A 23,317-nucleotide genomic window follows, 5' to 3' on the forward strand; every position below is an offset into this window, starting at 1 on the left:
CTTTTTAAACAAGCGTTTACATTCTATGCGACGAATAACAAGGCTTTAGAGGCTAAATTTAGTTTTCTTATAGATTTGGCTTTTAAATCTTTATGGTCTTATCTGTTAGAAAAACGCGGTAAATATCGACGTTTTACCACGCTTTAAATAACAGCGGTGCAACTTCCTCGGCGGTACAAGGCTTGGCGTAGAAATAGCCTTGATGGAAATAACACGCTTTTCCAATCAATTCTTCCGCTTGCGCTTTTGTTTCAACGCCTTCCGCAACACAACTCATATTCAAGTTATTCGCTAACGTAATGGTTGTTGTTACCAGCGCTTCGTTTGCATTACCCGGCGCCATTTCGTTAACGAAGCTCTTGTCGATTTTTAATACCGACAACGGATAACGCTTTAAATAGCTTAAAGACGAGTAACCTGTACCAAAATCGTCAAGGGCTAATACAAAACCTTCTTTCACAAACCGATTAATCTGTCTTAACGCATTGTCACTGTCATCCATCAATACGCCTTCGGTAATCTCGAATCGAAACGCTTCTTTGGGTAGATTGAACTCATCAAGCAGGGTTAGCACACCGGTTAAGTCGAATTCGGTTTTGAAGTGAAGTGCAGATAGATTAATAGAGACAAACCCCGTGAAGCCTTGGCTATACCAGGACGACAAGTCCTCTGCCGCTCTTCGCATTGCCTGTCGTGTAACTTCTATTATGTACTTCAATTCTTCAAGTACCGGTATGAACTGATCGGGGAAAAGAGGCTCGTTATCCAGTTTTCCTCGCAGCAGTAACTCAACCCCAATAGTGGTATTGGTTCTGGCATCTATAATTGGCTGATAGTGATTGAAGAAGCAGTCATCTGAATAGGCACGTTTTACTTTATTTTCAAGCTGTAAACGCGTTTTGGCACGTTCATTCATGTCTGTCGTAAAGTAGGTAAAGCCGCTTAATGCGTCCTTCTTCGCCGTATACATGGCCACATCAGCCTGCTTGATAAGCTCAGCAGGCTCAGAGGCGTCTTCTGGATAAAACGCCACGCCAATACTGCAAGAAACACGAAGCACTTCCTCTGCTAGCGATATAGGCGTTTCTACTGACTCAATGATTTGGGCCACGAATGAGCTCAAGTCGTCATTGGCATTAACTTCCTCAATAACAATAACGAATTCATCGCCACCTAATCGCGCAACGGTGCCCGACTCAGCCACAAGGTTTCGCATTCGGTTGGCTACAATGCGCAGCAGTTTGTCACCGTAGTCATGCCCAAGTGAGTCGTTAATACCTTTAAATCTATCCAAGTCAACAAACATCACCGCCACACGATGCTCATGATGACGGGCAAGCCCAATAGCATGCTCCAGTCTGTCTAGCAGCAATGTTCTGTTGACCAAGCCTGTTAAGCCATCGTAGGTCGCGATTTTCAGAAGTTTGCGCTCAGCATTTTTTTGTTCTGTGATGTCGGAAATAACAATCAGGTAATGCTCTGCAGTATTACTTTCGCCACTTACCGCTGTTATATCAATAAGCACGTCGTAGCGCTTGCCATCAGCACCATCGATCACGGCCTCGTCTTTCCAAAAATCCCCTCCCTGCATTTCCGGTAATTTGCCAGAAAGGTGTCTATTCAACGTTGGGTAACGCAAATAAAGTCGTGCCAACTGCTTGGGTAACGGCTCTTTATTATTAAAGCCGAACACGTGTTCAAAAGCTGGGTTCGCGGCAACTAAACGCTTTTCTTTATCAAAAATTAAAACCCAGTCTCGAGTTTGTCTAAAAGCGTCACTGAATAGCGTTACCTGCTGCTGCGCTTTTTGTAGTCTAAACAGTTGGCGTTGACGGGAGAGTAAATATGCTACGAATAAACTTACGATGAGCGCTGCGTAAATAGTATATGCAAGCGGTGAACGCAGAGGCGCATGTGGCATATAAAGCGTAATTTCAGCCGGTAGCACGTTATAGTCGAAACTACCTGGCGTGGGGGCAACAGAAAAAACGTAGTCACCCGGTTCTATGTTGGTAAAGGTTATTTTTGCATCGTCAGTCACGCCTTCTGTAACGACGCGATCACCGTTCAACAGCTTGTAGTAGTACTTTACTTTTCCTATGCCTGACATCGCTAATGACGAAAAATGGATTGTTAACCCATAATCTTCGTAATCGAGATCGAAATGATGTCCACTTAGGTTTTTAAGCGGCTGATTAAGCACCCTATTATCTACGGCAACTTCCGTTATAGCAGTTTGCTTACTTAGCAAACTTCTTCCAACTTCCAAGCTTTCCAATTGCGATGCAGAGAAAACCACAGCGCCGCTCGTCGAGCCGTAAGCCAGTCGACCGTCCTTAAGCTTAAGCGAAGCCCCTTGGTTAAACTCAGAAACACTTAGCTCACGTCCGTAGATAAAGTTCTTGATTTGGCCGGTAGACGGATCGTAATTGTGTAACCCTTTGTGCGAACTAAACCAGATATTGCCTGCTTCGTCTTTTTGCAGCCCGTAAACAATGTTTGATAATAAAATATTCGATTCGTTTAGGTTGTACAACGGCTCAAACGTGTCTGCGTCTATGCCAACCAACCCTACGCCACTGTATGCAAGCCACAGCACACCCATATCGTCGATAACCCACGACGATATGGAGCGATCTCGGCCACGCTGTAGCTCTGAGAATCGATAGACCAATTCATGCTGAAACGTCTCTGGGTCGATTAACCACAAACCACCTTCGGTAGCAAAAAATAATCGATCATTGTGGTAATGAGACTGCCCCAAGAAACCCAATGAAAAATTTATGTCAAAAACACGAGGATCCAGCTCTAAAGAAGAAATTTCTTTTTTGTCCACGTCATACTTTAAAAAACCTTCGTTGCCAATAAAGTACAAATCTCCTTTATCTGAAAGCATCATTCCCGCGCCATACGCATCAAATACGGTGTCATCGCCACCTTTTAATACCTCTGGCCGGTTAGCCTCCCCTGTTTCCATATCAAACAACCGTATTCCGTTGTACGTATTGAGAAACAATTCGCCACTTTGCGTTGGAACAATTTTGTTTACGGCGCCTTCGCCGATAATCGCTCTTTGACTTTTTGAATACAGATACTTCTCAGACTTTTTTGTCGTGAAATCATAGTGATTAAGCCCGTTTTCTGTACCTATCCATATTTTATTAGGTTCAGTCTCGGCAAACGACCACACCACATGGCTAGTCAAAACGCTAGCCTCACCGGCTCGTTCATTCTGGATAGCAAAAATATCCGCACTTTTCACACCGAAATACAGTGCACCAGCATAGACTGAACTTAACCAGAGGTTGTCAGATTCATCTTTGGCAATGGCGATAATTTTTTTGTTTGAAATTTCGGTGAAACCGTTATGCGGTTCTAAGATGTGTTCGTATTCCCAACCACCTGCTTTTTTACTCAGCTGATATAGCCCTTTATTAGTGCCCATCCAAAAAGCGTCGTCTTTGTACTGAACCAACGTCCACACGTTTCTGTCAGATAGAACCTGTGTAAAGACATGTTCTTTTTCGCCCTGTACCTGCTTGAGAAAGTCTTGTTTCTGAGCAACAAATACGCCCGAAACCGTTGAAATCCACACCCTGTCCTTATCGTCTAAAAGTAGAAACTTTGCATTGGCGTTATCGAGGTTTTCGGGAATATCACCCAGGTAATCAAGTCGACGTAAAGACTGTTCTAAATTGTTGATATTTTTGACGTACACCCCCGATGTAGTGGCTACCAGTAAGGTGTCTTCAACGGTGATTGCCGCCCGGATGCTTTGGCTGTTACCCAACAGCGGCTCAGGGAGCTTTGCTATTCGCTCAAGGGTTTTAGTTTGCGTGTTAAATTTATGCACTTCTTCTGCCAGTGCAATGATAAGGTGCGTGTCATCTTGCCAATGAAAGGTTTCTGCATGTTGCACAAAACCTTCAAAGTCGTGGTAGTACGTTGGCTCTAATTGCACCACATCTTGAGTGGCCAAATCGAGATAATAAACCCCTCTGCCGTACACACTAAACCACAACGCTTCAGTACCTTGAAGGGCAAGTCGATAAATGGATGAGTCGATAAGAGAATTGTCTGGACCTGCTATTCGTTTAGTTCTAACTCCATCCCAACGAACCAAACCACCTTCTGTGGCTATCCACACAAAGCCATCTTCGTCTATAACAATGTCGTTGACGATATCTTGCGGAAGGCCATTTTTGGTCGATAAAGACTGAAAGACGGGATTAGACAGTCGCGGCGAGGCCACCGCTTGTAGGCTTACAACTAAAAACAGCAGTAAAAAATAGTTGAAATATCTCATCAAAAATGGGTCGCACGTTTTAAATTTTTATTATAAGCCCAAGTGTAACAGAATGTTTTAAACTTGGGCAGCTTCTAAAATGAGGTTTTAAAAAACGTAAAGGACACATCTATCGCATTGATAAATAAAAATTAATTTTTCTAAAGCGTACAATATGAACAAAAGCAAAAGGCGCGTCCGACTAAATACACTTAGGGCTATTTCAATATTTTTATTTTACGCTTGCTGTACAGGAATGCGACCAACTGGAACAACCTGTCTGCGAATGCTAGGCTGTGGCGCTAGCCTGTACAAATCACCGTTCTGCCCTACATAGGTCTTTTTAATACCGCACGCTTTAGCAATATTTGCATGTGCTTGAAGGTGTTGATGCTCCCCGTGAACCGGAATAGCAATGTTCGGTTTAACCCAATGATACATGAGCTTTAATTCTTCTTCGCAGGGGTGACCGCTGGCATGAATTGGCAGCGTGCTATCTTCACTGTGAATAACCGTTACTCCCTTTGCCTGCAGCGCTTTACTTAATCGGTCTACACTCTCTTCATTTCCGGGAATAACTATCGAAGAAAATAGCACAGTATCCCCTTTGTCTAAGCTAAGGTAAGGGTGAGTGTCTTTTGCAAAACGCGCCAGTGCGGTATTTTTCTCGCCCTGGCTGCCTGTCGCTACGGCTAAAACTTCATGGGGGGGAAGATAACCTAAATGCTGGGGATCGGACACCGGTAAATCGTCCGGCCAAATGCCCTGTTGCTTGGCAATGCCGTACATGTTCATTAACGAACGACCGTACAGCGCCATGTAACGCTTAGTTTTCTTGGCGACTTTAGCCAGCGAAATTAGCCGTGCTATATTGCTACCAAAGCAACCTACCACCGCTCTCCCCTTTAACGGCGCGATAGTGCTTAATAGGCCGTCGTAACAATTTCTCTCTGAAATTGAAAAGCCAGGTTTTGTTGCATTGGTAGAGTCTCCAACCATGGCAAGAATATTCTCACTGCCTAGTCGCTTGTAAAGGCTAACGTCAAAAGGTAAACCTGTTATGGGGTTGGCATCAATTTTCCAGTCTGCTGTATGCAATACTGTGCCTACTGGTGTATTGATTTTTAGTGCGAAGGGTTCTGGAAGCGAATGAGTAATGGCTAGCCAGTTAACGCTAAAAGGCCCAATTTGCTTGGTATCGCCTGCATCGACTTCAATAATGGCAATACGGTTAGCCAATTTGCTCCTTGCAAGCTTTCGCCTTAACACTTCGGCGGTAAAAGACGTAGTATAAATTGGCTTTTGGAAACGTTCCCAAAGGTAAGGAATTGCGCCTACATGGTCTTCATGGGCGTGGGTAATGACAATGCCAGCCAGTGCTTCTTTTTGTTTAGCAATAAATGAAGGGTTCGGAGCCACAACGCGATGCGTAGTGGCTTTGAACGTATTCTGGTTAGACGCTTGGCTGACGCCTTTGTAGGCAGGTACGAGAGGCTCATCAAAAGAAACCCCACAGTCAACCATTAACCATTGACCATCATGACCATACAAATTGAGGTTCATCCCAATTTCGCCCGTTCCGCCTAACGGAAGAAACCACAAATCATCAGCAGATGGGTGCAACAAAACGGCTATTACCTTCTCTCAGAGCATTGAATATTAGTTTGACGTTTAAATCTAGGAGCGCAGAGCCATCATTCGTGCAATTCAGCATTAAGTTGGTCTATCACTTCGGCCCACGCAGCGTCTTCAACAATGGCATCTTTCAAAAATGCAGACTGACTTTCATTCCAATAAGGCGCTTCATGAAGATGTTGGCTCTTATTCAGCCCTCGATGTGTTTCAAAAAATTCAGCAATTTCTTCGTCTGAACTTCCTAAACCGAGTTGGCTAAATAGACTATTCATTGTGGGTTGCTCAGTAAACATAACGCCTCCTTGGGTTATTAATTAAGGGCACAATAAACGCCAGATACGTTGTATCCAACTAACGTTTTTATGCCCATTTGCTCACTGGATAATTACCCTTTGTCTTCCCCTTGAGATCACATTTTAAAGGTAGTCAGCGAACTCTTCTGGCGTAATCACCTCTCCTTCTTCAGCAGGTACAGGACATACAATGACCATTAATTCATCTTGCGTCATGCCCGGCACCCACTTAGTCAAAAACTCTTCGGTGCTTAATTCCATCGCTTCACAGTGTGCCCAGTCTTCGGTTGCCCACAAGAGTGCTAACTCAGCATCAGGCCAAACCGGAACACCATCTTCTTCATCAGTAGTTAGCATTACACAGCCGTGCTCATCTTTAAGAATGAAGAGTTTCTCTTCCGCTTTAATTGTTGCAAGGCTTGCTTCTAGTCGTTGAAATGCGTTTTTTTCCAATAAAGGATGTAATTGTGACATAAGTTTCTCTCTTTAATTCTGCGACTCACATGCCTTTAAATTAGGCACAGTGGGTAAATTTAATGGCAGCGGTTAACACGCTTTAGACACGCTTTCTATTATCTCTGCTAGACCCACTCGTCTGACTTGCTTCATGCTGTGCATATACACCTTAAACGATACGTTTTCTAACATTTCAATTCTGGTCACTTTCACACTACCGGGTAACTGACTCTCAACGTTGGTCGGTAATACGGCAATACCACCTTCGCTCTGTAAATTGTTGAGCGCAAGATTCAACGAATTGGTTCTTAGCTTTGCATCGCGAAGTTGAGGGTAAGCAGTAAGCAACCAGTCTCTTGCCTTAGTTCCCCAATCAATAGCCACAAAATCTGCTGCATCAATAGTCTCAGACGCTTGTCCAATTCTATATAGCGCCAAATCCTGCTGTAGCAATACATCACTATTTACTTCTTCAGATTTCAACGGTTCCGTGGAGAATGATAAGTCCGTCACCCTTTCGTGCAATTGTCGCGAAAGGGTATCTAACGTAAGAACTTCAGCCTTTACTGACCAATCGGGAAACGAGTTGTGTAGGTGACTGAGCATCTGAGGCAATAACAGCTCGCTCGCAAGCTGTGTTGCGCCGCAAACAACATATTCAGAGGATTGAATTTGGAGCTCTTGTTTTGCTTCGTTTAGCGTTGCGCATAATTGCCTAGCGTAAGGCAGAAGTTTCTCACCAGATTGAGTGAGCTGTATACTGTTGCGTTGCCTAATAAAAAGCGTGGTATGAAAATACTCTTCAAGTAGCTTTATGCGTGCACTGACTGCAGATTGAGTAAGGTAAAGGTTTTCAGCCGCTTTACCAAAGTGACGAGTTTTTGCCACCTCTATAAAGGTGGTGAGAAAGCGTATATCCATGCTTATTGTACAACCGAATCAAAGTGGGTCTAAATTGACACAGATAATACGGCAAGTAAACACAAAAGCACAGAAGCGCACCGCTATAAACGGTACGCTTTATTAAAATTTCACCAACTCGCTGAATTAATACTCTTCTTGGTGCAGGCGACGCTGTTTGTCACGGCGTTGCAGGTCACGCTTCTGCTTTTCCTTTACAGTACTTTGACGTTTGGAACTTGGCTTTTTAGCGTGAAAATCTTCCTCTTCTACCGAGTCCCATTCATCACGCTGGTAACGATAGTCTTTACTCATTGACTTCTCTGGGTTGTTAACACACTTCAATTATTATCTTAAGTGACAAAATAGAAAACGAATTTTAATCATCGTAGCGACAAGAATTTTTGATTATTCTCATCAGTGATTTTCATAGACTTTTAACGTCCAACTCATTTACGCTCGTGTAATAGCGATACCCGTTGCAGGGCCAATAAATAGATACTTATATTTCACTTTAATTTCAAAAACTTAGACACATCATACTTGAGGTTATCACCTCGTACTTTCTGTATACTTTTCTAACGTAATCTAAAATTTAGTGTTAGATTTTATACCGTTAAAAATTTTTTATTGATAAGAGAAAAATCTTTTGTTTTATCTTCGTTTTTAATTATCTTAAAAGTGCGCTGAACAAAACATTACGTTGGGTACAACATGAAAAGTTTAGCTATTCGACAATCTGCAAAACCTTATATTGACCGTCAGAAGTTTCCATACGGTTTTCGTAAATCAGGTGACTTCAGTATTACTGAAGCCGATCTTCTAACCCACTACGGCAAAACACTGCTAGGACTTGAAAATGGCGAGTTGTCGCCTGAAAGTGATGATGAGAGACATTTCGTCGAATTCGTTACAGGTAAAGTTGAAGCTAGCAATAACCTAGAAAAAGCCTGGGCGAAATACGTCAGATTAGCAAGGGGCAAAAAGCACTTCTACACCCTTCACAGCAGTGCGAGTAACCAGTCAGACTATGATGAAGATTACTCTGATGAAGAATTCGATGTAGCATAATGCTACATCATTACTAAAAAGCTCGCTCCGGCGAGCTTTTTTGTTATTGAACAAATGATCTCAATCAACTTCAGACAAGAACAAAATGAAGAAACATTAAGGACTGTCTACACTTAGTAGTAATACAGAGTGATGTGCAGTGAATTGTGCATTTCATTCTGAAAAACGAGCCCATGCAAAGGAGGCGCAACGATGATCATTAGTTCAAAACAGCTTACTCACTTTTCTATACATGCCCTTGATGACAAAGTGGGCGGCATCCGCGATATCCTTTTCGACGACGAAACCTTCACTGTTCGCTACTTGGTCGCAGATACCAATACTTGGCTACCGCTTAGCCGCAAAGTGGTAATATCACCTATATCTGTCAAACAGCTAGATGAAGATAGTGAGTCTGTTCATATCAATATGACAGTTGATACATTGAAAAACAGCCCCTCTATTGACGAACATAAGCCTGTGTCACGTGAATACGAAGAAAACCTCTTCAAATATTTTGGTTACGGATACTATTGGATTGGTCCAGGAGCATGGGGAGAGTTCGCACATCCAAATGAACTGGTCGAATTACAACGCGCTGAAGAGTCTGAAACTGAAACCCCGAAAAAAAGCACCAACCACCTAAGAGCAGTGGGCGAAGTTGGTGGATATGAAGTAGCTACAACCACAGATAACGTGGGCCACATCAGTAACTTCGTCATTGACACCGAGAGCTGGAAGATAATCATGCTAGTGGTAGATACCAACAACTGGCTTCCGGGTGGTAAACATCTCGCACTTCTACCTAGCGATATTGAAAGTATCGACTGGGCGGCGCACAGCGTAGTAGTGAATTTAAGTCACGACGAATTGGTTGATAGACCTGAAGTGGAAAGTGAAAAAATTTCTGAAGAAGGCTATGTGCCTATGCTTTGCGAGCAATTGAATAAAACCGGAAATTAATAACCGAAGAATGTCATTGTTGGCGATTTTTAGTTAGGAACTTTACAATGTCCGTTGTTGAAGGCGGACATTGTAGCTTAAGATACAAAAAGAAGATTACTCGCAGAAAAATTCGTACATCAAAGCAATTAAACGCTTGACGCGCTCGTCTGCTAAGCGGTAGTAAATAGTTTGACCTTGCCTTCTTGTGGCCACCATCTTTGATTCTCGCAATAAAGCAAGGTGCTGAGAAATCACTGGCTGCGAGACGCTAACAACTTCGAGAAGTTCGGTTACCGATTTTTCCTCTTTCAGCAACGAACAAAGCACCATAAGGCGTGTTTTATTCGCGAATTGCTTAAGGAAGATCTCGGCTTCCGCAGCGTGTTCCATTATATCATCTGAACCTATTACCATATCCTCGGACATAAGCACTCTCTATCTGTAAAGTATTTCGGCACCAATTTAGCCATTTACTATACTAAAGTATAAGGCATTTTGCCGACCTGCCAATTTATGCGACGAATCGCCGTATTTTACATTGTTTTATTACGCTGACATCAATATATTAGATTTTACTTATTTCAACTAAGTTTAGGCAAAAAGGAAAAATATGCTTATAGACATGAAGACTCGAATAGAAAACATAGACGTGAACTTACGCACTGTATCTGCGGAGCAAGCGGCCAGTGAGTGCCGAAACAATAGCGGTATACTGATTGATGTACGAGAGAGTGCCGAAGTTGCCAATCAGCCCGTACCTTCTGCGCTTCACATACCACGCGGCGTGCTCGAAATGAAGGCACTGGAACAGTTTAAAGATGCTTCAGCGCCACTTTATATTCACTGTGCGTCGGGCGTTCGAGCAAAACTAGCTGCAGAGCAACTTATAAAGATGGGCTATGAGAACGTTTCGGTTGTGACATGCCCTGTACCCACGATAAATCAAGCAAACCAGAAATGACTTCTTAACCAAGCGTATGCTATAAGTAGCGTTAATTAAGAGTTTTAAGGCGCTGTATGCTGAAATCTACGTTAGAACAATGGCGAATGTTCAAAGCCGTCGTCGATGCAGGCGGCTTTAATCAAGCTGCTGCTGAAGTTCACAAAAGTCAATCGAGCGTTCACCACGCGGTTCAAAAGCTTGAAAACGCCATTGGAGTGTCATTGTTTGAGAATATTGGACGTAAAGTCCAGCTTTCGCCGCAAGGTGAACTTATGTATCGCCGTGCCTCTTTTTTGCTTAGCGAAGCACACAAGCTCGAGGCCGTTGCCAATAGCCTTAAATCTGGCACAGAAACAACTTTACGCATAGCGGTGGATATTATTTTCCCGTCTGAATTGCTTTATAACGTGCTAGCGAAAGTTTCTGCTGAGTTCCCGCTCCTTCGTATCGAGATAGAAGAAACTGTACTCAGTGGCGCAAATTCACTTTTGAGCAATGGTAAAGTTGATTTAGGCATCTCTCCTTTCGCGTTTTCTAATGGCTTTAGCGAAGACTTGTGCGAAATTGAATTTGCAGCTGTCGCTCACGCCGACCATCCATTACACCAATTGGATAGAACGCTCACACTGGAAGACTTAAAAGCGTATCGTCAAATTGTGGTAAGGGATTCATCCGCGGAGCGTAAAGCTGATGTGGGCTGGTTAGGTGCAGAGCAGCGCTGGACCGTAAGCCACGTTAGAACGTCATTAGATATTATTGCTCAGGGGTTGGGTTTTGCGTGGCTGCCTATAGCAATAATTAAAGATGAGCTAGAAGACGGTACACTCGTTCCCCTTCCCCTCGATAATAATGCAGCGTTGCGTAAGGCGCTCCTTTATTTGTCTTTCGAAGACGGCGATACGTTGGGACCAGCTGCCCGTGCTTTTATTGGTGAGCTACGATATCAAACAATGAACCTTCCATCGTCAGATTTTATGCTCGATTCGTGTACTGAGTAGTTAGACCATCAACCTAGCGCGACTGCAAGGCGTTCAAACCCAAGTATAAAGCCAAATAGCGATAATGAAACACCAACTAACGCCACAGCACCGTCGTCTGTGGCCATGCCTATTGCCATAATAAAAACAGCAAAAGCGGGAATAAGCCCCATAAAGGGAATAAGCTCCAGTGGAATCATTACAAATCCGCAACCTGCACAGCACAATGCGATGAGTGATCTAAACACAGGCTGGCGCATGAAAAAACACCGAGGAACTAAAAAGCGGTCTACACGTACTGCATACGGTTTAACCTTTTCGACAATGTAGCGAAGCTGATCGGCGTCACAGTTTAGTTGCATCACTTTTTGCGGTAACCAAGGATGCCTACGACCGAGTAAAATTTGCAACGCGATGAGTAAAATCGTCCCACCCGCTAAAGATGGGATCCCAGGGATGGCCCCAATCGGTGTGCAAGCGATAAAAGATGGCAGCGCCAGCATTGGTCCAAAGCCTCTTTTCTCCATCACATCCCAAAACTCAGCAAACTCGAACGTATCTTGTCTTGCTCGCGGCTGCATTTTCCCCAACAACTCGTATAAGGTCATTGATCTTACAGCTGTTTTTCCCCACATCTTCAATTCCTTTGATATCACATTACCAGCGAACGTCGCGCTAATCAGACGGGCTCCTCGCCTAGTTAATATACATTTCTTGCACCTACTCGATTTGCCATAGTGAAATTGCAAGTAACCTTAGACAGGCAAATCGTGCGAAAAATATGCCATCGATTGCATGTGACAGTGTGTTAAAGACAGGAATACTTTTTGCAAATGCTCCTGATAAGTAAAATAAAATCACCTAATAAAACAAAAACAGATATAGACATTCTGTACTTTAGTGCGATGTGTACCGCTGATCGCAAAGAGTTGATAAATTAGAAGAAGGTAGCGCAACCGACTATTTCTGGCATCAAGGCAAATGTACAAAATTTCCGGATTGCTTGAGGCATTTAAATATTTTCCGATGCGCTAACGCCTTATCAATTTAAACCAGCGTATAAATAAATTTTAAATATGCGCGTTAGCATTCAGTTGTTAATAGCGTATGATAAGACTATAACATTGATTCTATTCCATAATTTTTCTGAATAGGAAACGACAGAAGAGAGGGACACCCACTTGCTTACCGTACTTTTAGTTGATGACGACGCCGAGTTCACAGAAGTAGCTTGTACTATCATCGAATTTCTTGGCCACGAAGTACTTACCGCTGCCACACTCAAAGAAGCCCGCGATTGGTTAGAAAAAGAAACCTTTGACCATGTACTGCTTGATTTCATGTTACCCGATGGAAGCGGCGCGCACTTATTCAATGAACTAGATGCACTTCCTAAGCGCCCTCGCGTTACTTTGATAACGGGTCACCCTTCTGTGAAAAGCGTGATAAAGGGTCTGTGTGGCCCCACGGTCGACTATCTCGTTAAGCCAATTCAACGGGAGGAAATAGAGGCTGTATTAAGTCAAAAGCCAAAAGAAAAAGCACCTGCACAAGACAAAATAGAGAAACATTTTGACTTGCTGATTGGTGAATCGCCAATTATGAAAGAGCTCTACAAGCTGATTTCTAGAGTGAGTAAAACCAGCGCAAATGTAATGCTGCTTGGTGAAAGCGGTGTAGGTAAAGAAGTGGTGGCTGCCGCAATTCATCGTGCTTCAGAAAGTGAAGGCCCCTATATTGCAACCAACTGTGGTGCATTCTCAAAAGAACTAATAGGTAGTGAACTTTTCGGTCACGAAAAAGGAGCATTTACCGGCGCTGTAGGACGTAAAGAAGGTGTTTTCGAACAAGCTGAGGGCGGTACGCTCTTTTTGGACGAAATCACAGAAATGCCCATTGATATGCAGCCCAACTTACTCCGCGTTTTAGAAAACAAGGTTGTTATTCGTGTGGGCGGAACGAAGACCATCCCGGTGAGCTGCCGCGTTGTATCTGCCACGAACCGAACAATGGAAGAGATTGCGCAAAGCAAAGTACTGCGCGAAGACATCTACTTCAGACTTGCGGTCTTCCCAATCACCATTCCTCCGCTACGCGAAAGAAAGGAAGATATTCCATTACTAGCAAAAACCTTTATTGCTGAATTCAATAAAGATAATGGCTCGCAATTTAAGTGGGAAGATAGTCAACTCGATACGTTACAAGCTTACGACTGGCCCGGTAACGTGCGTGAACTAAGACACTTTGTGCATCGCGCTGCCATTATGAGCGACCCTGAAAAGAGTGAGATTGAATTACCAAAAACCATTGAGTCACCATTTGCTCAAAAACAGAGCACGACACCGGCACTTCAAGCCGGTAGAACCATTGAAGACGTGGAAAAAGAGCTAATTTATGCCACGTTGGAAAAAGTGAATGGCAATAAGACCACCGCAGCAGAAATGCTGGGAATTAGTACAAAAACGCTTTACAACCGTCTTCATGCATATGGTGACTTAAGTAAAGACGACTAAGTAAGAGGTATTCGGCATGACTAGCGAAGAATTTTCTCGACTAAGTGTTTATGTGCATGATGCACGCAAACCATTAAACAGAATATCAATGCAAGCTGAGCTAGTGAAAATGGCATTAAACGGTGACGTTGCACCTGAAAAGGCTTTAGTGGCGTTGGATAAAATAATAAGCAGTGCTAAAGACTGCAGCCATACTCTTGCTGAAATGACATCAGAGTTAAGTGGCAATGTTTCGGATTAAGTAAATGATTACTAAAGTATTGTCTTCACTATACAGTTGGATAATTTTAGTTGTTCTGGTCATTATTGTAATAACTGCTAATTCATTTTACGTAGTTAGTACATTGAATGACCTTTCTGCTCTGGAAGCGCGGCTGTTCACTACGAACCGTGTTATCAATGCAGTTAACCGCCTTCACGTTGCTGTACTTCGCGTGGAGTCTGGTCAGCGCGGCTATATGCTAACTGGCGATAAAGAATATCTTACCGACTACACCGAAACGTTAAGCGTAATCGGCGAATTAATGGATGAGGTAGAAGTAAGCTCCTTCTCTTCAGATATTAACGACCAGTCCATCCGCATCGAAGAACTTTTGTCTTTAACCAAAGCAAAAATCAATGAAGTCATTGAAGTAGTTGAGCTGTATAAAGAAGGGAAAGAGCAACAAGCTGTCATTTTAGTGAATAGCGATAAGGGTATAAAACTCTACAAACAGTTTGAAACCTTATTTAGAGAAATCGACGGTTCAGAACGAGATATGCAAGGCACACATTTAGCCAACTTAATGAGCCTAAGAAGGGACTCTGTTAATACACTGATCATTTCCTCTGCAACGACTCTGCTACTGATTATTACAGTATTTTTACTGCTCAAAATAAATTCCCGTGAGCATGAGAAGTATCAAGCTGACCTAGAGTCTGTTAACGAAGAGCTAGAATCTCGGATAGCAGATAGAACGCAGGAGTTAAGTGTCTATTCAGACGAATTAGCACGAAGTAATAGAGAGTTGGAAGATTTTGCCTTTGTGGCGTCACACGATCTTCAAGAACCATTAAGAAAAATTCGGGCATTTGGTAACCGCTTAGAATCGGGCTACAACGATGTGATAGACGAAAGAGGCAAAGATTACCTTGCGCGCATGCTAAATGCAGCAGAGCGGATGTCCATGCTTATTTCAGACCTTCTCGCCTTTTCTCGTGTTTCCACACGAGGTAAAGAGTTTGACGACGTTAATCTAGGCACCGTAGTGGATAGCATCATGGGCGATTTGGAAATCGCTATCGATGAAAAGTCTGCGCAAATACATGTTAGCGATATGCCCACTATTCGCGGTGACAAATCGCAATTAGAGCAGCTGTTTTTAAACTTAGTGTCTAACGCACTGAAATTTCAGAGCGAGGGCGTGAGACCAGAAGTAACGATATCTGCAAGGGACGCGAAGGAAGAAGAAACGAAAGACATTCTGCTTGCTGAAGAATATGACTGGACAAAAATCACCGTATCAGACAACGGTATAGGGTTCGAACAATCGTTTGCTGAAAAAATATTTGCCCCTTTTCAACGCCTTCACGGTAGAAGCGAATACAAAGGTACGGGTATTGGGCTTGCCGTTTGTCGTCGTATTGTAGAACGGCACAACGGTCAAATAACCGCAGTTAGTTCTCCCGGAAAAGGGGCAACGTTCTCAATAATAATACCCAAAAATAGCGAACCGTTTGGTTCTAACAACAATAATGGAGAAACACACAATGACGCGTAAACAAACTCAGCCTATCAATATTCTTATGGCGGACGATGACGAAGACGACCGCTTACTTACGGTTGACGCGCTCAATGAAAGCCGCGTTCTAAACAATCTGTTTTGTGTTGAAGATGGCGTTGAATTATTAGAGTTTCTTCGTCATGAAGGTAAATATACAGATCCTGCATCGGCACCGCGACCTAGTCTTATTTTACTAGATTTAAACATGCCAAGAAAAGACGGTAGAGAGGCGCTGCAAGAACTGAAAAACGACCCCAAGCTTCGCAGTATCCCAGTGGTAATTCTCACAACCTCTAAAGAGGAGGAAGATATGCTACGCGGTTATGATCTAGGTTGCGCATCTTACATTACAAAACCAGTGAACTTTGAAGGATTGGTTGAACTAATGCGCGCGCTCGGACGTTACTGGATAGAGTTCGTAGAATTACCACACGAGTAAACAAATAAGGGTTAGTTGAATTTTTGACAACCCAAACATGTTACTCAATAAAGTTTCAAAAATACCCCATCGGTAAACGAGGTACTAGATGTCAGAGGTAATAAAAATTTTATTGGTAGAGGATGATGAAGATGATTACTTCTTAACCTCTGACTATCTAGCACAGTGCGAGTCACCTACGTTTGAGTTGACGTGGGTGACGAATAGCTTAGACGCAGTGGAAGCATTAAAGACACAAAGTTTCGACCTGTGTTTGTTAGATTACTTACTGGGTGCAGAGAACGCGATTGATGTATTGGGTGTTTTAAAATCTAACCAGTTCAATTTACCCGTGGTGATACTTACCGGACAATCGGATGCTACGGTGGATGAAATGGTCATGCGAGCAGGTGCCGCAGACTACTTGCAAAAATCGGAAATTGAATCACCGCGGTTTATGCGCACGATTAGATACGCCATGGTTCGCCGTGACATAGAGAACGAGCGAATTGAGCGAAACAAAGTAGAGCAAAAGAACAAGGCTAAAGATAAGTTCCTTGCGCATTTAGGGCATGAGCTGCGCACGCCCCTCACCTCTATTCTTGGCTACACTGAACTGCTTATAGACGATGCGAGAAACAGCCCTTTTCAACAAGAGTTATCTATTATCCACTCTAATGGCAAGCACCTGTTGAGCCTACTCAACGATTTGCTGGACATGTCGCGGATAATGGCAGAAAAGCTTGAACTCAACATTAAAGAAGTGAACTTAAGCGCGTTTTTAACGGACATTCACTCATTAATGCGTTTGAATGCCAAAGACAAAGGACTAAGCCTTAACGTTGTTTCTAAAACAAAAATACCAGAGTTTATTCACACAGATCCTACCCGCCTGCGTCAGGTATTGTTGAACCTAATTTCAAATGCGGTGAAATTTACCGATAAGGGCAGTATCACGCTTACCATCTCTCTCGACGAGCCGTCTGTAAACGATTCGAGTCGAACACTGCTGCGATTTTCTGTAGATGATACAGGTATCGGCATGCCGCCTGATAAGCTCATCAACATTTTTCAGCCTTTCGAACAAATAGAAGATGTAATGCGTGCCAATCATGGCGGAGCAGGACTTGGACTTGCCATTTGCAAAGAGCTAGTCACTAAACTGGGCGGCGACATTGATGTTAAATCTCGTCTAGGAGAAGGCAGCACATTTACATTTGATATAAACCCTGGCGATGTTTCTGAACAGCCTCGCGTAGATCTTGAGTTAGGCCAAATTCAACCTGTCGAGTCTAGTAGCATCAATTTAAACGTAACTGGACGCGTATTAATTGTTGATGACTTGCGAGAAATTCGACGTCTAACCGGCCACCTTGTGAGTCAATCTCAAGCTGACATTAGCTACGCTGAAAATGGCGTAAAAGCACTGGAAGCCGTGTTGCAGGCGGATGAACACAACCAGCCCTTCGATCTCGTTTTAATGGATATTCATATGCCAGTGATGAATGGCATAGAAGCCCTACATGCGATTAGACGACATGGGCAGGATATCCCAGTGATAGCCGTCACAGCAGCAAGCCGCAAAGGCTTAAGAGAATCGTTAATTCGCGAAGGGTTTAACGACGTAATTGGAAAACCGATTGACCGGTTTGCACTGGCTAACTTGCTTTCGCAATACCTCCCGCCAGGTAATCACGTAACATTTACCAACGTGGAGGCACAAGTTGCAGACATGCCAATAGACAAGCCGCACGCTCCAGAGGACGAAACCGCTTATCGAGGACTTGCAGATAATGGGCAAGCAGAGCAGAAAATCCAGTCTACTGATTCAAAAGGTGATTCAGATCAGCCTGCCAATAAGCATATACTTGTGATTGAAGACGATGAGGATGCGGCGGAGCTACTACAATTGTTTCTTTCCCACTTAGGTCATACGGTCACTACTCAGTACAGCGGTGCTGAAGCATTACAGGCTGCAGAAAATCAACGTTTCGATCACATTCTTATGGATCTTACCCTTCCCGATTATAACGGTTACGACTTAGCGAGTGAGCTCAAGAAAAAGCTACCAGATGCCATCCTTACTATTGTAAGCGGCCACGAAGCGGACTCCGAAACGATGACAACTATAGGGATCAACAGTGCACTGCTCAAACCTGTCACTAAAGACGATTTAGCCTCGGTAGTGGGCTGAAAAGTTAATTATTTCGCTGCCAACCTGTACCGAATGTCGGAGGTTGAGCAGCGCATCATCAAGAGCAAGAAAATATTACAGACGTAAGACACAACAGTGTGTGAGACTTGCACATAAGCACTTCACGCAACAATAGTAAAATAAAAATAAATCATATAAAACAGTAAGATAATAATTTGGTATATCAGTTGCAGCTACCTATATGAACCTAAAATATTAAGGAGAGTATTATGGCTACACAAGCTTCAGTTAAATCGCAAACAGTTAAACATAACGATACAAACAGCGTGGCTGAGCCGAGTCACCCAGTAACGGATCAACTGAAAGATTCTCTTCATGCGTCAGTCGACAAGTTAGCAGACAGTGCTGGCATTGCGGAGGAAAACATTCGTCGCACTGCTACATCGTCTGCAGAGAACATGTCAGCGAGAAAGCGTCTGGCGCAGCAGAAATGGCAGGCGTCAAACGTACGTAAATATGCCATTGAAAACCCAGTAGCGACAGCGGGTATCGCATTCGCAGCAGGAATGTTAGTGACGTCACTTTTACGTAAGAAGTAATTCGATGACTGTACCTGATTTTCGAAGAGCAAAGTACAATTTGTGCACAGAAAATCCTTTTCGCCTGACGCCGCCCGCGGCGCAGGCGAATCTTAATGTTAAAAGCAACGGTGACAATGCTAACGCTGCATCAGCAGCCTCTGAACACTCTACGCAACACAAGTCGACGCAACAGAATTACCCCGACCCATCGTTTTCGGATATCTTCTCGGCATTCTCTGAAGCATTTACCCAGCGAAAAGCGCAGGGTTTAGCGTTTTTAGAGCTCACTAACAGTGAATTGATGCTCATTAAAAAGAGTTTCTTTGTTACAGTCTTTGCATGCTTAGCGGCATTTGCGGTGGGCACTGTATGTTGGCTCATTTTAAACATCGCTATTGGCGCTATACTTCATAGTGTGGGCGTTAGCTATGTGGTAGTTCCACTCCTGTTGTTGGTGTTTAACAGTGTTGCGGCCTTTTGTTTATTTAAACTTGCACAAAATTCATTTAATTACTTGAGCTTTAGCAGACTCATTCAAACGTGGCGACGGGTTTTCGGATAGTGAACACACTCACCATTGCGTAATAAATCACGGCCAATAATGAGGAAAAGAGATGAACATTTTTTTAAAATCGAATATGAAAGATATAGCACAGAAAGAGCATGCTTATTTTTCGCAAAAACATCATGCAGATGTTGCACTTACACAAGCAAAGAGGCAATGTAAACTGATGATGGGAAAGCCTGAAACATTGCTTGGCATCGCAACCCTTGGCGCATACAAGGGTGCGGTAGATGCAAAACCCAAAGCAAAACGCAATCAAGCCCTAATGGCAATAAGTAGGACTGCGTTATTGTCGCTATTTCAATGATCACAGTACCAAGGAATATGTGAGATGAACAACAAAAAAAATATGAACAAAAGCCGTATGATGCTTGCCTGTGTTGGTGCGGCGTTTAGCCTTGCAATAGTAGGTTGTTCATCGACCCCTGTAGCAGCCCCAACCCCCTATAAGTCAGCGAGTACCAAAGCTGCCTATGGTTATTCAAGCGAAAAAATTTCTGAGAACGAATATAAGATTCTTTTTAAGGCAACAGACAAAACTCCTGCTGATAAAGTACAGCAATATGCCCTCTACAGAGCAGCGGAAATTGCACAAAAGCAAGGCTTTACCTATTTAGCTATTGTTAAAACCAACGTGGATAAAAAGCCCGTTATTGCGCGAGAAGTTATGGCGAACAAGGAAGAGCCCGTGGCATTTCAAACAGACAGGCAGTGCACTATGTCAGGCTGCGATGAAGTGGCACAGCCTATGGCCGTCCCAAGCTCAAACGACGTTGTGAAAACTCAAATTAACGACATCTACTTTACTATTGATGTAATGATGGCGAATGATAAAACGCGTCTAGGTAAAAATGCTTTTACTGTCTTAGAGGTACTATCAGAGCCTCTAGAGCCAAAAAATGGCAACTAGCTGAGCGTTTTGCCACTCACTAATGCTTTGAAACATCAGTTTTAATAGAAATGCTTTTCAGGCCCTAGTTGCAGTTACTGAAAAGCATCGCTCAAACATATAAACAAAACCGTAATATGTTTCAAAGCCATCAACCTGTGCACTAGTCTTTATTACTTTTTCTGTTGTGGCTAACAGGCCAGTGGCTAACTGCATTCTTCACTTTTCTACAAACTTGGTCGGTGTCATATTCGTTTCTTCTTTAAAGAGTCGATGACACTGCTGCTATCACAGCCTCTAATTTATAGCTGTTGTCCATTCTCCTGAATTGCTTCTTGCATTTTTAATGGCCCGTTAATCTTCTATTAATGTTGTACAAAAGTCTCCGTCATCATAGCTCGCTATCATTAAACCCATGAACTGCAGAGCAGATTTATATACCTCTATCGACAGCGTTATAGCGGTACTGCTCTAAGCAATTGAATCAGTTAATAGCACATATTTATTTTGCAAATGACTAAGGAGTCAGGCGATGAGAAAGCTAAGCACGTTAATGACAAAAACTACCCTTGTAGCAGCTACAGTAATGTTAGTGACTGGTTGCAGTGCAGTAGCAAAACCGCAGATGGAGCATTCAGCTAGTTCGAATGTTCCGGCGTTAAAAACTAAAGCACTCGACAACGCATTACTTTATTCCGACGAATGTATTACTGAGCGAGAAGTGGTAACGGCACAAAAGATGTGGGGCGACGGGATAGTGCGAATTGGTGCAGTATTTAGCAATGATGGTGATTACTCTGGCGAAGCCGCAGATTTCATCCAAGCTATGTATGGTTATGATCTAAGCAGCGTACTGTTTAAACCAACGCTTGCAGCTAACGACCAGTTCCGTTCAAGCTTCGATGCTGCGCTTTCATACTTTGTTGGTGGTAACGACGCTTACGAAGAGGACAAAGGCTTTGCAATAAAGCCTTACACAAATGTGAAATTCGATAATGTGGGTATTATCAACAACAGCTGTCGCATGGCCGTGGCGATGGGCAACTACTTCTTTACCGATACAAAAGGTGGCGAAACGAAGGTGGAATACACTTTTGCCTATGTCAAAGATAGTGACGGCGACCTGCGTATTGTTGCTCACCAATCTTCGTTACCTTACAACCCAAACGGTAACTAAATAGGCCACTGCCCCTCCATTCTTAGGAAGTGTGAGGGGCGAAACACTCTCCCTTTGCAGGCAAGGCGTCCCTTCCCTTTCGCTTTGCCTCTTTTTTATTTTCAACGAGAAAAACTATGTGCGCAAAACGAATTATGACGCGTTGCGTCTTACTACTTGTGATGGCGATGACAGCCGGCGTTAAGTCGCACGCCGAGTCAGATTTTCAATCTTGGAACGCCCTCGCACTCACTGGAGATGCCGATGATAAAGGTAAATGGCAATTTTGGTTTGACGGTCATTTACGCTTTAAAGACGACGCATCTCGCCTAGGCGCTTCTATCGTTCGTCCCGGTGTCGGCTACAAACTATCAAGCGATACAACCTTGTGGCTGGGTGTTGCAAGAGTAACGATAGACTCAGACAACGGTTCAATTGAAGAAGACAGGGTGTGGCAGCAAGCCACGTATTCATTAAGCAAATTTATGGGCGGTACCATTTCAGGTAGAAGTCGTTTGGAGCAGCGATTCAGGAGCGATGAAGGCGGTGATACAGGCTATCGGTTTAGACAATTTATACGGTGGTCGAAACCTTTAAATGAGCAATGGTCAATGGTCGTGTGGGACGAGGTATTTTTGGGTTTGAACGACACAGACTGGGGCCAAACTAGCGGGTTTGATCAAAATAGACTTTACGTGGGACCGGCCTATCACCTCAACAAGAAATGGCGCGTCGAGATGGGATACTTACAGAATCATATTGCGTCGCCAGGCGCCAATTCAGTCGCCATAACAAACCACAACCTTGCTCTCACGTTCTTCGGAAGCTGGTAAGAATCAAAGAATAACTCCAGCCAAAGGCCCTTAACACACATAGAGTAAAGTTGGGTGACTAGGGCCTTACTCAATCATGTAAAAAATGCATTCGTACGTGTAATCGTGACGTTAATTGCCTGCAGATACGGCCTGACAACCAGAGAAAAATTAAATTATATCATTATATTTCAATAACTTAAAAAACAGGCACAAAGATAGCATTAGTTAAAGTGAAAGTAACGGAAGCAATACGAGGATTTAGTTATGTTAGGTTGGGCAATCACATTTTTTATCATCGCCATTATTGCAGCAGTTTTTGGTTTTGGAGGCATCGCAGGTGCAGCAACAGGTATCGCACAGTTTCTTTTCTTTGTGTTTATCGCGTTGCTAGTAATCTCACTTATCGCAAATGCGTTACGTGGTAGAGCACCAAGAGCCTAAGAGTTAGAAGTATTTTAATAGGAAAAAGGAGTAAGGATATGTTTTCATTTAAAAACTTATCAAAGGTACTAGTAGCATCAGCATTTGCACTATCACTAGCAGCTTGCGGTGACGGTGAAGCGGAAGACGCAGGCGAAGAGCTAGACGAAATTGTTACCGATGCAGGTAATGCCGTTGAAGACGCTTGTGAAGATGTGAAAGAAGGCGTAGACGCTGAAGATAAAGACTGTTAATCACGTTTTTATCAAAAAAGGGCCAGACAATTGTCTGGCCCTTTTTGTGTTTACAGTCGACGTGGTTTGACCTAACTGGTTAGTTAAGACACTTCTTCACCACCTAACTCACGAGCAAGATCGTCTAGTGTAGATAGCGTCGAATCAAATTCACCTACGCCGTAACGGTATTTTACACTCACGTGATGATCCGTACGCCCGAATTTCACTCTTAACCCTTCTGCGTCAATATGCTTTACAGTATTCAAAAAGCGATAAGCAGACATTTCTGTTTCAAATTGAAACTCAACACTGTTTTCCATTT

Annotated in this window: 26 protein-coding genes; 17 read left to right on the forward strand and 9 right to left on the reverse strand. The window is 43.3% G+C overall.

The features are described from left to right. Positions 1 to 133: 133 nt before the first annotated feature. The 6 genes from MHN09_RS14720 to MHN09_RS14745 form a co-directional block, all read right to left on the reverse strand. Positions 134 to 4,306 (reverse strand): EAL domain-containing protein, encoded by a 4,173-nt coding sequence (locus MHN09_RS14720; protein ID WP_239241233.1) that lies wholly within the window; start codon positions 4,304 to 4,306, stop codon positions 134 to 136. A gap of 216 nt (positions 4,307 to 4,522) precedes the next feature. Beyond that, complete coding sequence (locus MHN09_RS14725; protein WP_239241224.1) at positions 4,523 to 5,911, reverse strand: ribonuclease J; 1,389 nt, start codon at positions 5,909 to 5,911, stop codon at positions 4,523 to 4,525. Positions 5,912 to 5,979: 68 nt separating this feature from the next. Further along, complete coding sequence (locus MHN09_RS14730) at positions 5,980 to 6,213, reverse strand: DUF2789 domain-containing protein (RefSeq protein WP_014949810.1); 234 nt, start codon at positions 6,211 to 6,213, stop codon at positions 5,980 to 5,982. A gap of 123 nt (positions 6,214 to 6,336) precedes the next feature. Continuing rightward, the gene (locus MHN09_RS14735) at positions 6,337 to 6,687 is read right to left on the reverse strand and encodes a DUF2750 domain-containing protein (protein ID WP_014949811.1); all 351 of its coding nucleotides are present in this window, start codon (positions 6,685 to 6,687) and stop codon (positions 6,337 to 6,339) included. A gap of 72 nt (positions 6,688 to 6,759) precedes the next feature. Next, positions 6,760 to 7,590, reverse strand: a complete 831-nt coding sequence (locus MHN09_RS14740) for a LysR family transcriptional regulator (protein ID WP_239241226.1) — start codon at positions 7,588 to 7,590, stop codon at positions 6,760 to 6,762. A gap of 126 nt (positions 7,591 to 7,716) precedes the next feature. Further along, positions 7,717 to 7,884: a hypothetical protein gene (locus MHN09_RS14745; RefSeq protein ID WP_168463489.1), complete on the reverse strand. Its 168-nt coding sequence runs from the start codon at positions 7,882 to 7,884 to the stop codon at positions 7,717 to 7,719. 399 nt (positions 7,885 to 8,283) lie between these two features. Here MHN09_RS14745 and MHN09_RS14750 point away from each other — a divergent pair, with 399 nt between their 5' ends. Together MHN09_RS14750 and MHN09_RS14755 are read left to right on the forward strand one after the other, a co-directional pair. Then, positions 8,284 to 8,640 carry a DUF413 domain-containing protein gene (locus MHN09_RS14750; protein ID WP_049587633.1) on the forward strand — a complete coding sequence of 119 codons (357 nt, stop codon included), beginning with the start codon at positions 8,284 to 8,286 and terminating at the stop codon, positions 8,638 to 8,640. 192 nt (positions 8,641 to 8,832) lie between these two features. Continuing rightward, a complete protein-coding gene (locus tag MHN09_RS14755; RefSeq protein WP_239241227.1) occupies positions 8,833 to 9,582 on the forward strand; it encodes a PRC-barrel domain-containing protein in 750 nt (249 codons plus the stop codon). Between the two features lie 96 nt (positions 9,583 to 9,678). Here MHN09_RS14755 and MHN09_RS14760 read toward each other — a convergent pair whose 3' ends face one another. Beyond that, positions 9,679 to 9,990: a metalloregulator ArsR/SmtB family transcription factor gene (locus tag MHN09_RS14760; RefSeq protein ID WP_053103822.1), complete on the reverse strand. Its 312-nt coding sequence runs from the start codon at positions 9,988 to 9,990 to the stop codon at positions 9,679 to 9,681. A gap of 184 nt (positions 9,991 to 10,174) precedes the next feature. On the opposite strand from MHN09_RS14760, the gene MHN09_RS14765 reads away from it, so the two are divergent. Next, positions 10,175 to 10,525 (forward strand): rhodanese-like domain-containing protein, encoded by a 351-nt coding sequence (locus tag MHN09_RS14765; RefSeq protein ID WP_061095292.1) that lies wholly within the window; start codon positions 10,175 to 10,177, stop codon positions 10,523 to 10,525. Between the two features lie 56 nt (positions 10,526 to 10,581). Next, positions 10,582 to 11,505 (forward strand): LysR family transcriptional regulator, encoded by a 924-nt coding sequence (locus MHN09_RS14770; RefSeq protein WP_061095293.1) that lies wholly within the window; start codon positions 10,582 to 10,584, stop codon positions 11,503 to 11,505. A gap of 8 nt (positions 11,506 to 11,513) precedes the next feature. Here the strand turns inward: MHN09_RS14770 and MHN09_RS14775 are convergent, their stop codons facing one another. Beyond that, positions 11,514 to 12,119 (reverse strand): exopolysaccharide biosynthesis protein, encoded by a 606-nt coding sequence (locus MHN09_RS14775; RefSeq protein ID WP_239241228.1) that lies wholly within the window; start codon positions 12,117 to 12,119, stop codon positions 11,514 to 11,516. Between the two features lie 546 nt (positions 12,120 to 12,665). Between MHN09_RS14775 and MHN09_RS14780 the strand changes: the two genes are divergently transcribed. From MHN09_RS14780 to MHN09_RS14840, 13 genes are all read left to right on the forward strand, one after another. Continuing rightward, positions 12,666 to 13,997 carry a sigma-54 dependent transcriptional regulator gene (locus MHN09_RS14780; RefSeq protein WP_156086533.1) on the forward strand — a complete coding sequence of 444 codons (1,332 nt, stop codon included), beginning with the start codon at positions 12,666 to 12,668 and terminating at the stop codon, positions 13,995 to 13,997. A gap of 16 nt (positions 13,998 to 14,013) precedes the next feature. Continuing rightward, positions 14,014 to 14,238: a hypothetical protein gene (locus MHN09_RS14785; protein WP_014979579.1), complete on the forward strand. Its 225-nt coding sequence runs from the start codon at positions 14,014 to 14,016 to the stop codon at positions 14,236 to 14,238. A gap of 4 nt (positions 14,239 to 14,242) precedes the next feature. Next, positions 14,243 to 15,757, forward strand: a complete 1,515-nt coding sequence (locus MHN09_RS14790) for a sensor histidine kinase (RefSeq protein WP_239241229.1) — start codon at positions 14,243 to 14,245, stop codon at positions 15,755 to 15,757. Continuing rightward, the gene (locus MHN09_RS14795; protein ID WP_049587620.1) at positions 15,747 to 16,199 is read left to right on the forward strand and encodes a response regulator; all 453 of its coding nucleotides are present in this window, start codon (positions 15,747 to 15,749) and stop codon (positions 16,197 to 16,199) included. Before MHN09_RS14790 ends, MHN09_RS14795 begins: the two co-directional genes overlap by 11 nt. An 88-nt stretch (positions 16,200 to 16,287) precedes the next feature. Continuing rightward, positions 16,288 to 18,372, forward strand: a complete 2,085-nt coding sequence (locus MHN09_RS14800; RefSeq protein ID WP_202943079.1) for a response regulator — start codon at positions 16,288 to 16,290, stop codon at positions 18,370 to 18,372. 230 nt (positions 18,373 to 18,602) lie between these two features. Next, entirely contained in the window at positions 18,603 to 18,932 is a 330-nt protein-coding gene (locus MHN09_RS14805; protein ID WP_061095299.1) for a hypothetical protein, read from the forward strand. Between the two features lie 4 nt (positions 18,933 to 18,936). Further along, positions 18,937 to 19,476 carry a hypothetical protein gene (locus MHN09_RS14810; RefSeq protein ID WP_049587617.1) on the forward strand — a complete coding sequence of 180 codons (540 nt, stop codon included), beginning with the start codon at positions 18,937 to 18,939 and terminating at the stop codon, positions 19,474 to 19,476. A gap of 52 nt (positions 19,477 to 19,528) precedes the next feature. Continuing rightward, positions 19,529 to 19,786, forward strand: coding sequence for a hypothetical protein (locus MHN09_RS14815; protein WP_014949827.1), 258 nt, complete (start codon positions 19,529 to 19,531; stop codon positions 19,784 to 19,786). A 24-nt stretch (positions 19,787 to 19,810) separates the two neighbouring features. Further along, positions 19,811 to 20,389, forward strand: a complete 579-nt coding sequence (locus tag MHN09_RS14820) for a hypothetical protein (RefSeq protein ID WP_239241230.1) — start codon at positions 19,811 to 19,813, stop codon at positions 20,387 to 20,389. A gap of 511 nt (positions 20,390 to 20,900) precedes the next feature. Further along, positions 20,901 to 21,545, forward strand: a complete 645-nt coding sequence (locus MHN09_RS14825; RefSeq protein WP_061095301.1) for a hypothetical protein — start codon at positions 20,901 to 20,903, stop codon at positions 21,543 to 21,545. Positions 21,546 to 21,661: 116 nt separating this feature from the next. Then, complete coding sequence (locus MHN09_RS14830; protein WP_239241231.1) at positions 21,662 to 22,357, forward strand: DUF2490 domain-containing protein; 696 nt, start codon at positions 21,662 to 21,664, stop codon at positions 22,355 to 22,357. Between the two features lie 246 nt (positions 22,358 to 22,603). Then, on the forward strand, positions 22,604 to 22,780 hold the full coding sequence (locus tag MHN09_RS14835; RefSeq protein WP_014949832.1) for a DUF1328 family protein: 177 nt from the start codon (positions 22,604 to 22,606) through the stop codon (positions 22,778 to 22,780). A gap of 38 nt (positions 22,781 to 22,818) precedes the next feature. Continuing rightward, positions 22,819 to 23,013: a hypothetical protein gene (locus tag MHN09_RS14840; protein WP_014949833.1), complete on the forward strand. Its 195-nt coding sequence runs from the start codon at positions 22,819 to 22,821 to the stop codon at positions 23,011 to 23,013. A gap of 83 nt (positions 23,014 to 23,096) precedes the next feature. On the opposite strand, the gene MHN09_RS14845 is transcribed toward MHN09_RS14840, so the two are convergent. Further along, on the reverse strand, positions 23,097 to 23,315 hold the full coding sequence (locus MHN09_RS14845; RefSeq protein WP_014949834.1) for a hypothetical protein: 219 nt from the start codon (positions 23,313 to 23,315) through the stop codon (positions 23,097 to 23,099). Between the last annotated feature and the right edge of the window lie 2 nt (positions 23,316 to 23,317).

Origin of the sequence: Alteromonas sp. MmMcT2-5 (assembly GCF_022348315.1) — a bacterium.
GTDB lineage: Bacteria > Pseudomonadota > Gammaproteobacteria > Enterobacterales > Alteromonadaceae > Alteromonas > Alteromonas macleodii.

Bases quoted from the DNA above. Each gene is read 5' to 3' on its own strand.
- MHN09_RS14755 (WP_239241227.1), top strand. From the start codon at position 8,833: ATGATCATTAGTTCAAAACAGCTTACTCACTTTTCTATACATGCCCTT.
- MHN09_RS14735 (WP_014949811.1), bottom strand. From the start codon at position 6,687: ATGTCACAATTACATCCTTTATTGGAAAAAAACGCATTTCAACGACTA.
- MHN09_RS14720 (WP_239241233.1), bottom strand. From the start codon at position 4,306: ATGAGATATTTCAACTATTTTTTACTGCTGTTTTTAGTTGTAAGCCTA.
- MHN09_RS14730 (WP_014949810.1), bottom strand. From the start codon at position 6,213: ATGTTTACTGAGCAACCCACAATGAATAGTCTATTTAGCCAACTCGGT.
- MHN09_RS14785 (WP_014979579.1), top strand. From the start codon at position 14,014: ATGACTAGCGAAGAATTTTCTCGACTAAGTGTTTATGTGCATGATGCA.
- MHN09_RS14810 (WP_049587617.1), top strand. From the start codon at position 18,937: ATGACTGTACCTGATTTTCGAAGAGCAAAGTACAATTTGTGCACAGAA.
- MHN09_RS14795 (WP_049587620.1), top strand. From the start codon at position 15,747: ATGACGCGTAAACAAACTCAGCCTATCAATATTCTTATGGCGGACGAT.
- MHN09_RS14750 (WP_049587633.1), top strand. From the start codon at position 8,284: ATGAAAAGTTTAGCTATTCGACAATCTGCAAAACCTTATATTGACCGT.
- MHN09_RS14745 (WP_168463489.1), bottom strand. From the start codon at position 7,884: ATGAGTAAAGACTATCGTTACCAGCGTGATGAATGGGACTCGGTAGAA.
- MHN09_RS14845 (WP_014949834.1), bottom strand. From the start codon at position 23,315: ATGGAAAACAGTGTTGAGTTTCAATTTGAAACAGAAATGTCTGCTTAT.
- MHN09_RS14825 (WP_061095301.1), top strand. From the start codon at position 20,901: ATGAGAAAGCTAAGCACGTTAATGACAAAAACTACCCTTGTAGCAGCT.
- MHN09_RS14805 (WP_061095299.1), top strand. From the start codon at position 18,603: ATGGCTACACAAGCTTCAGTTAAATCGCAAACAGTTAAACATAACGAT.
- MHN09_RS14760 (WP_053103822.1), bottom strand. From the start codon at position 9,990: ATGTCCGAGGATATGGTAATAGGTTCAGATGATATAATGGAACACGCT.
- MHN09_RS14770 (WP_061095293.1), top strand. From the start codon at position 10,582: ATGCTGAAATCTACGTTAGAACAATGGCGAATGTTCAAAGCCGTCGTC.
- MHN09_RS14800 (WP_202943079.1), top strand. From the start codon at position 16,288: ATGTCAGAGGTAATAAAAATTTTATTGGTAGAGGATGATGAAGATGAT.
- MHN09_RS14775 (WP_239241228.1), bottom strand. From the start codon at position 12,119: ATGTGGGGAAAAACAGCTGTAAGATCAATGACCTTATACGAGTTGTTG.
- MHN09_RS14820 (WP_239241230.1), top strand. From the start codon at position 19,811: ATGAACAACAAAAAAAATATGAACAAAAGCCGTATGATGCTTGCCTGT.
- MHN09_RS14830 (WP_239241231.1), top strand. From the start codon at position 21,662: ATGTGCGCAAAACGAATTATGACGCGTTGCGTCTTACTACTTGTGATG.
- MHN09_RS14740 (WP_239241226.1), bottom strand. From the start codon at position 7,590: ATGGATATACGCTTTCTCACCACCTTTATAGAGGTGGCAAAAACTCGT.
- MHN09_RS14815 (WP_014949827.1), top strand. From the start codon at position 19,529: ATGAACATTTTTTTAAAATCGAATATGAAAGATATAGCACAGAAAGAG.
- MHN09_RS14790 (WP_239241229.1), top strand. From the start codon at position 14,243: ATGATTACTAAAGTATTGTCTTCACTATACAGTTGGATAATTTTAGTT.
- MHN09_RS14765 (WP_061095292.1), top strand. From the start codon at position 10,175: ATGCTTATAGACATGAAGACTCGAATAGAAAACATAGACGTGAACTTA.
- MHN09_RS14835 (WP_014949832.1), top strand. From the start codon at position 22,604: ATGTTAGGTTGGGCAATCACATTTTTTATCATCGCCATTATTGCAGCA.
- MHN09_RS14840 (WP_014949833.1), top strand. From the start codon at position 22,819: ATGTTTTCATTTAAAAACTTATCAAAGGTACTAGTAGCATCAGCATTT.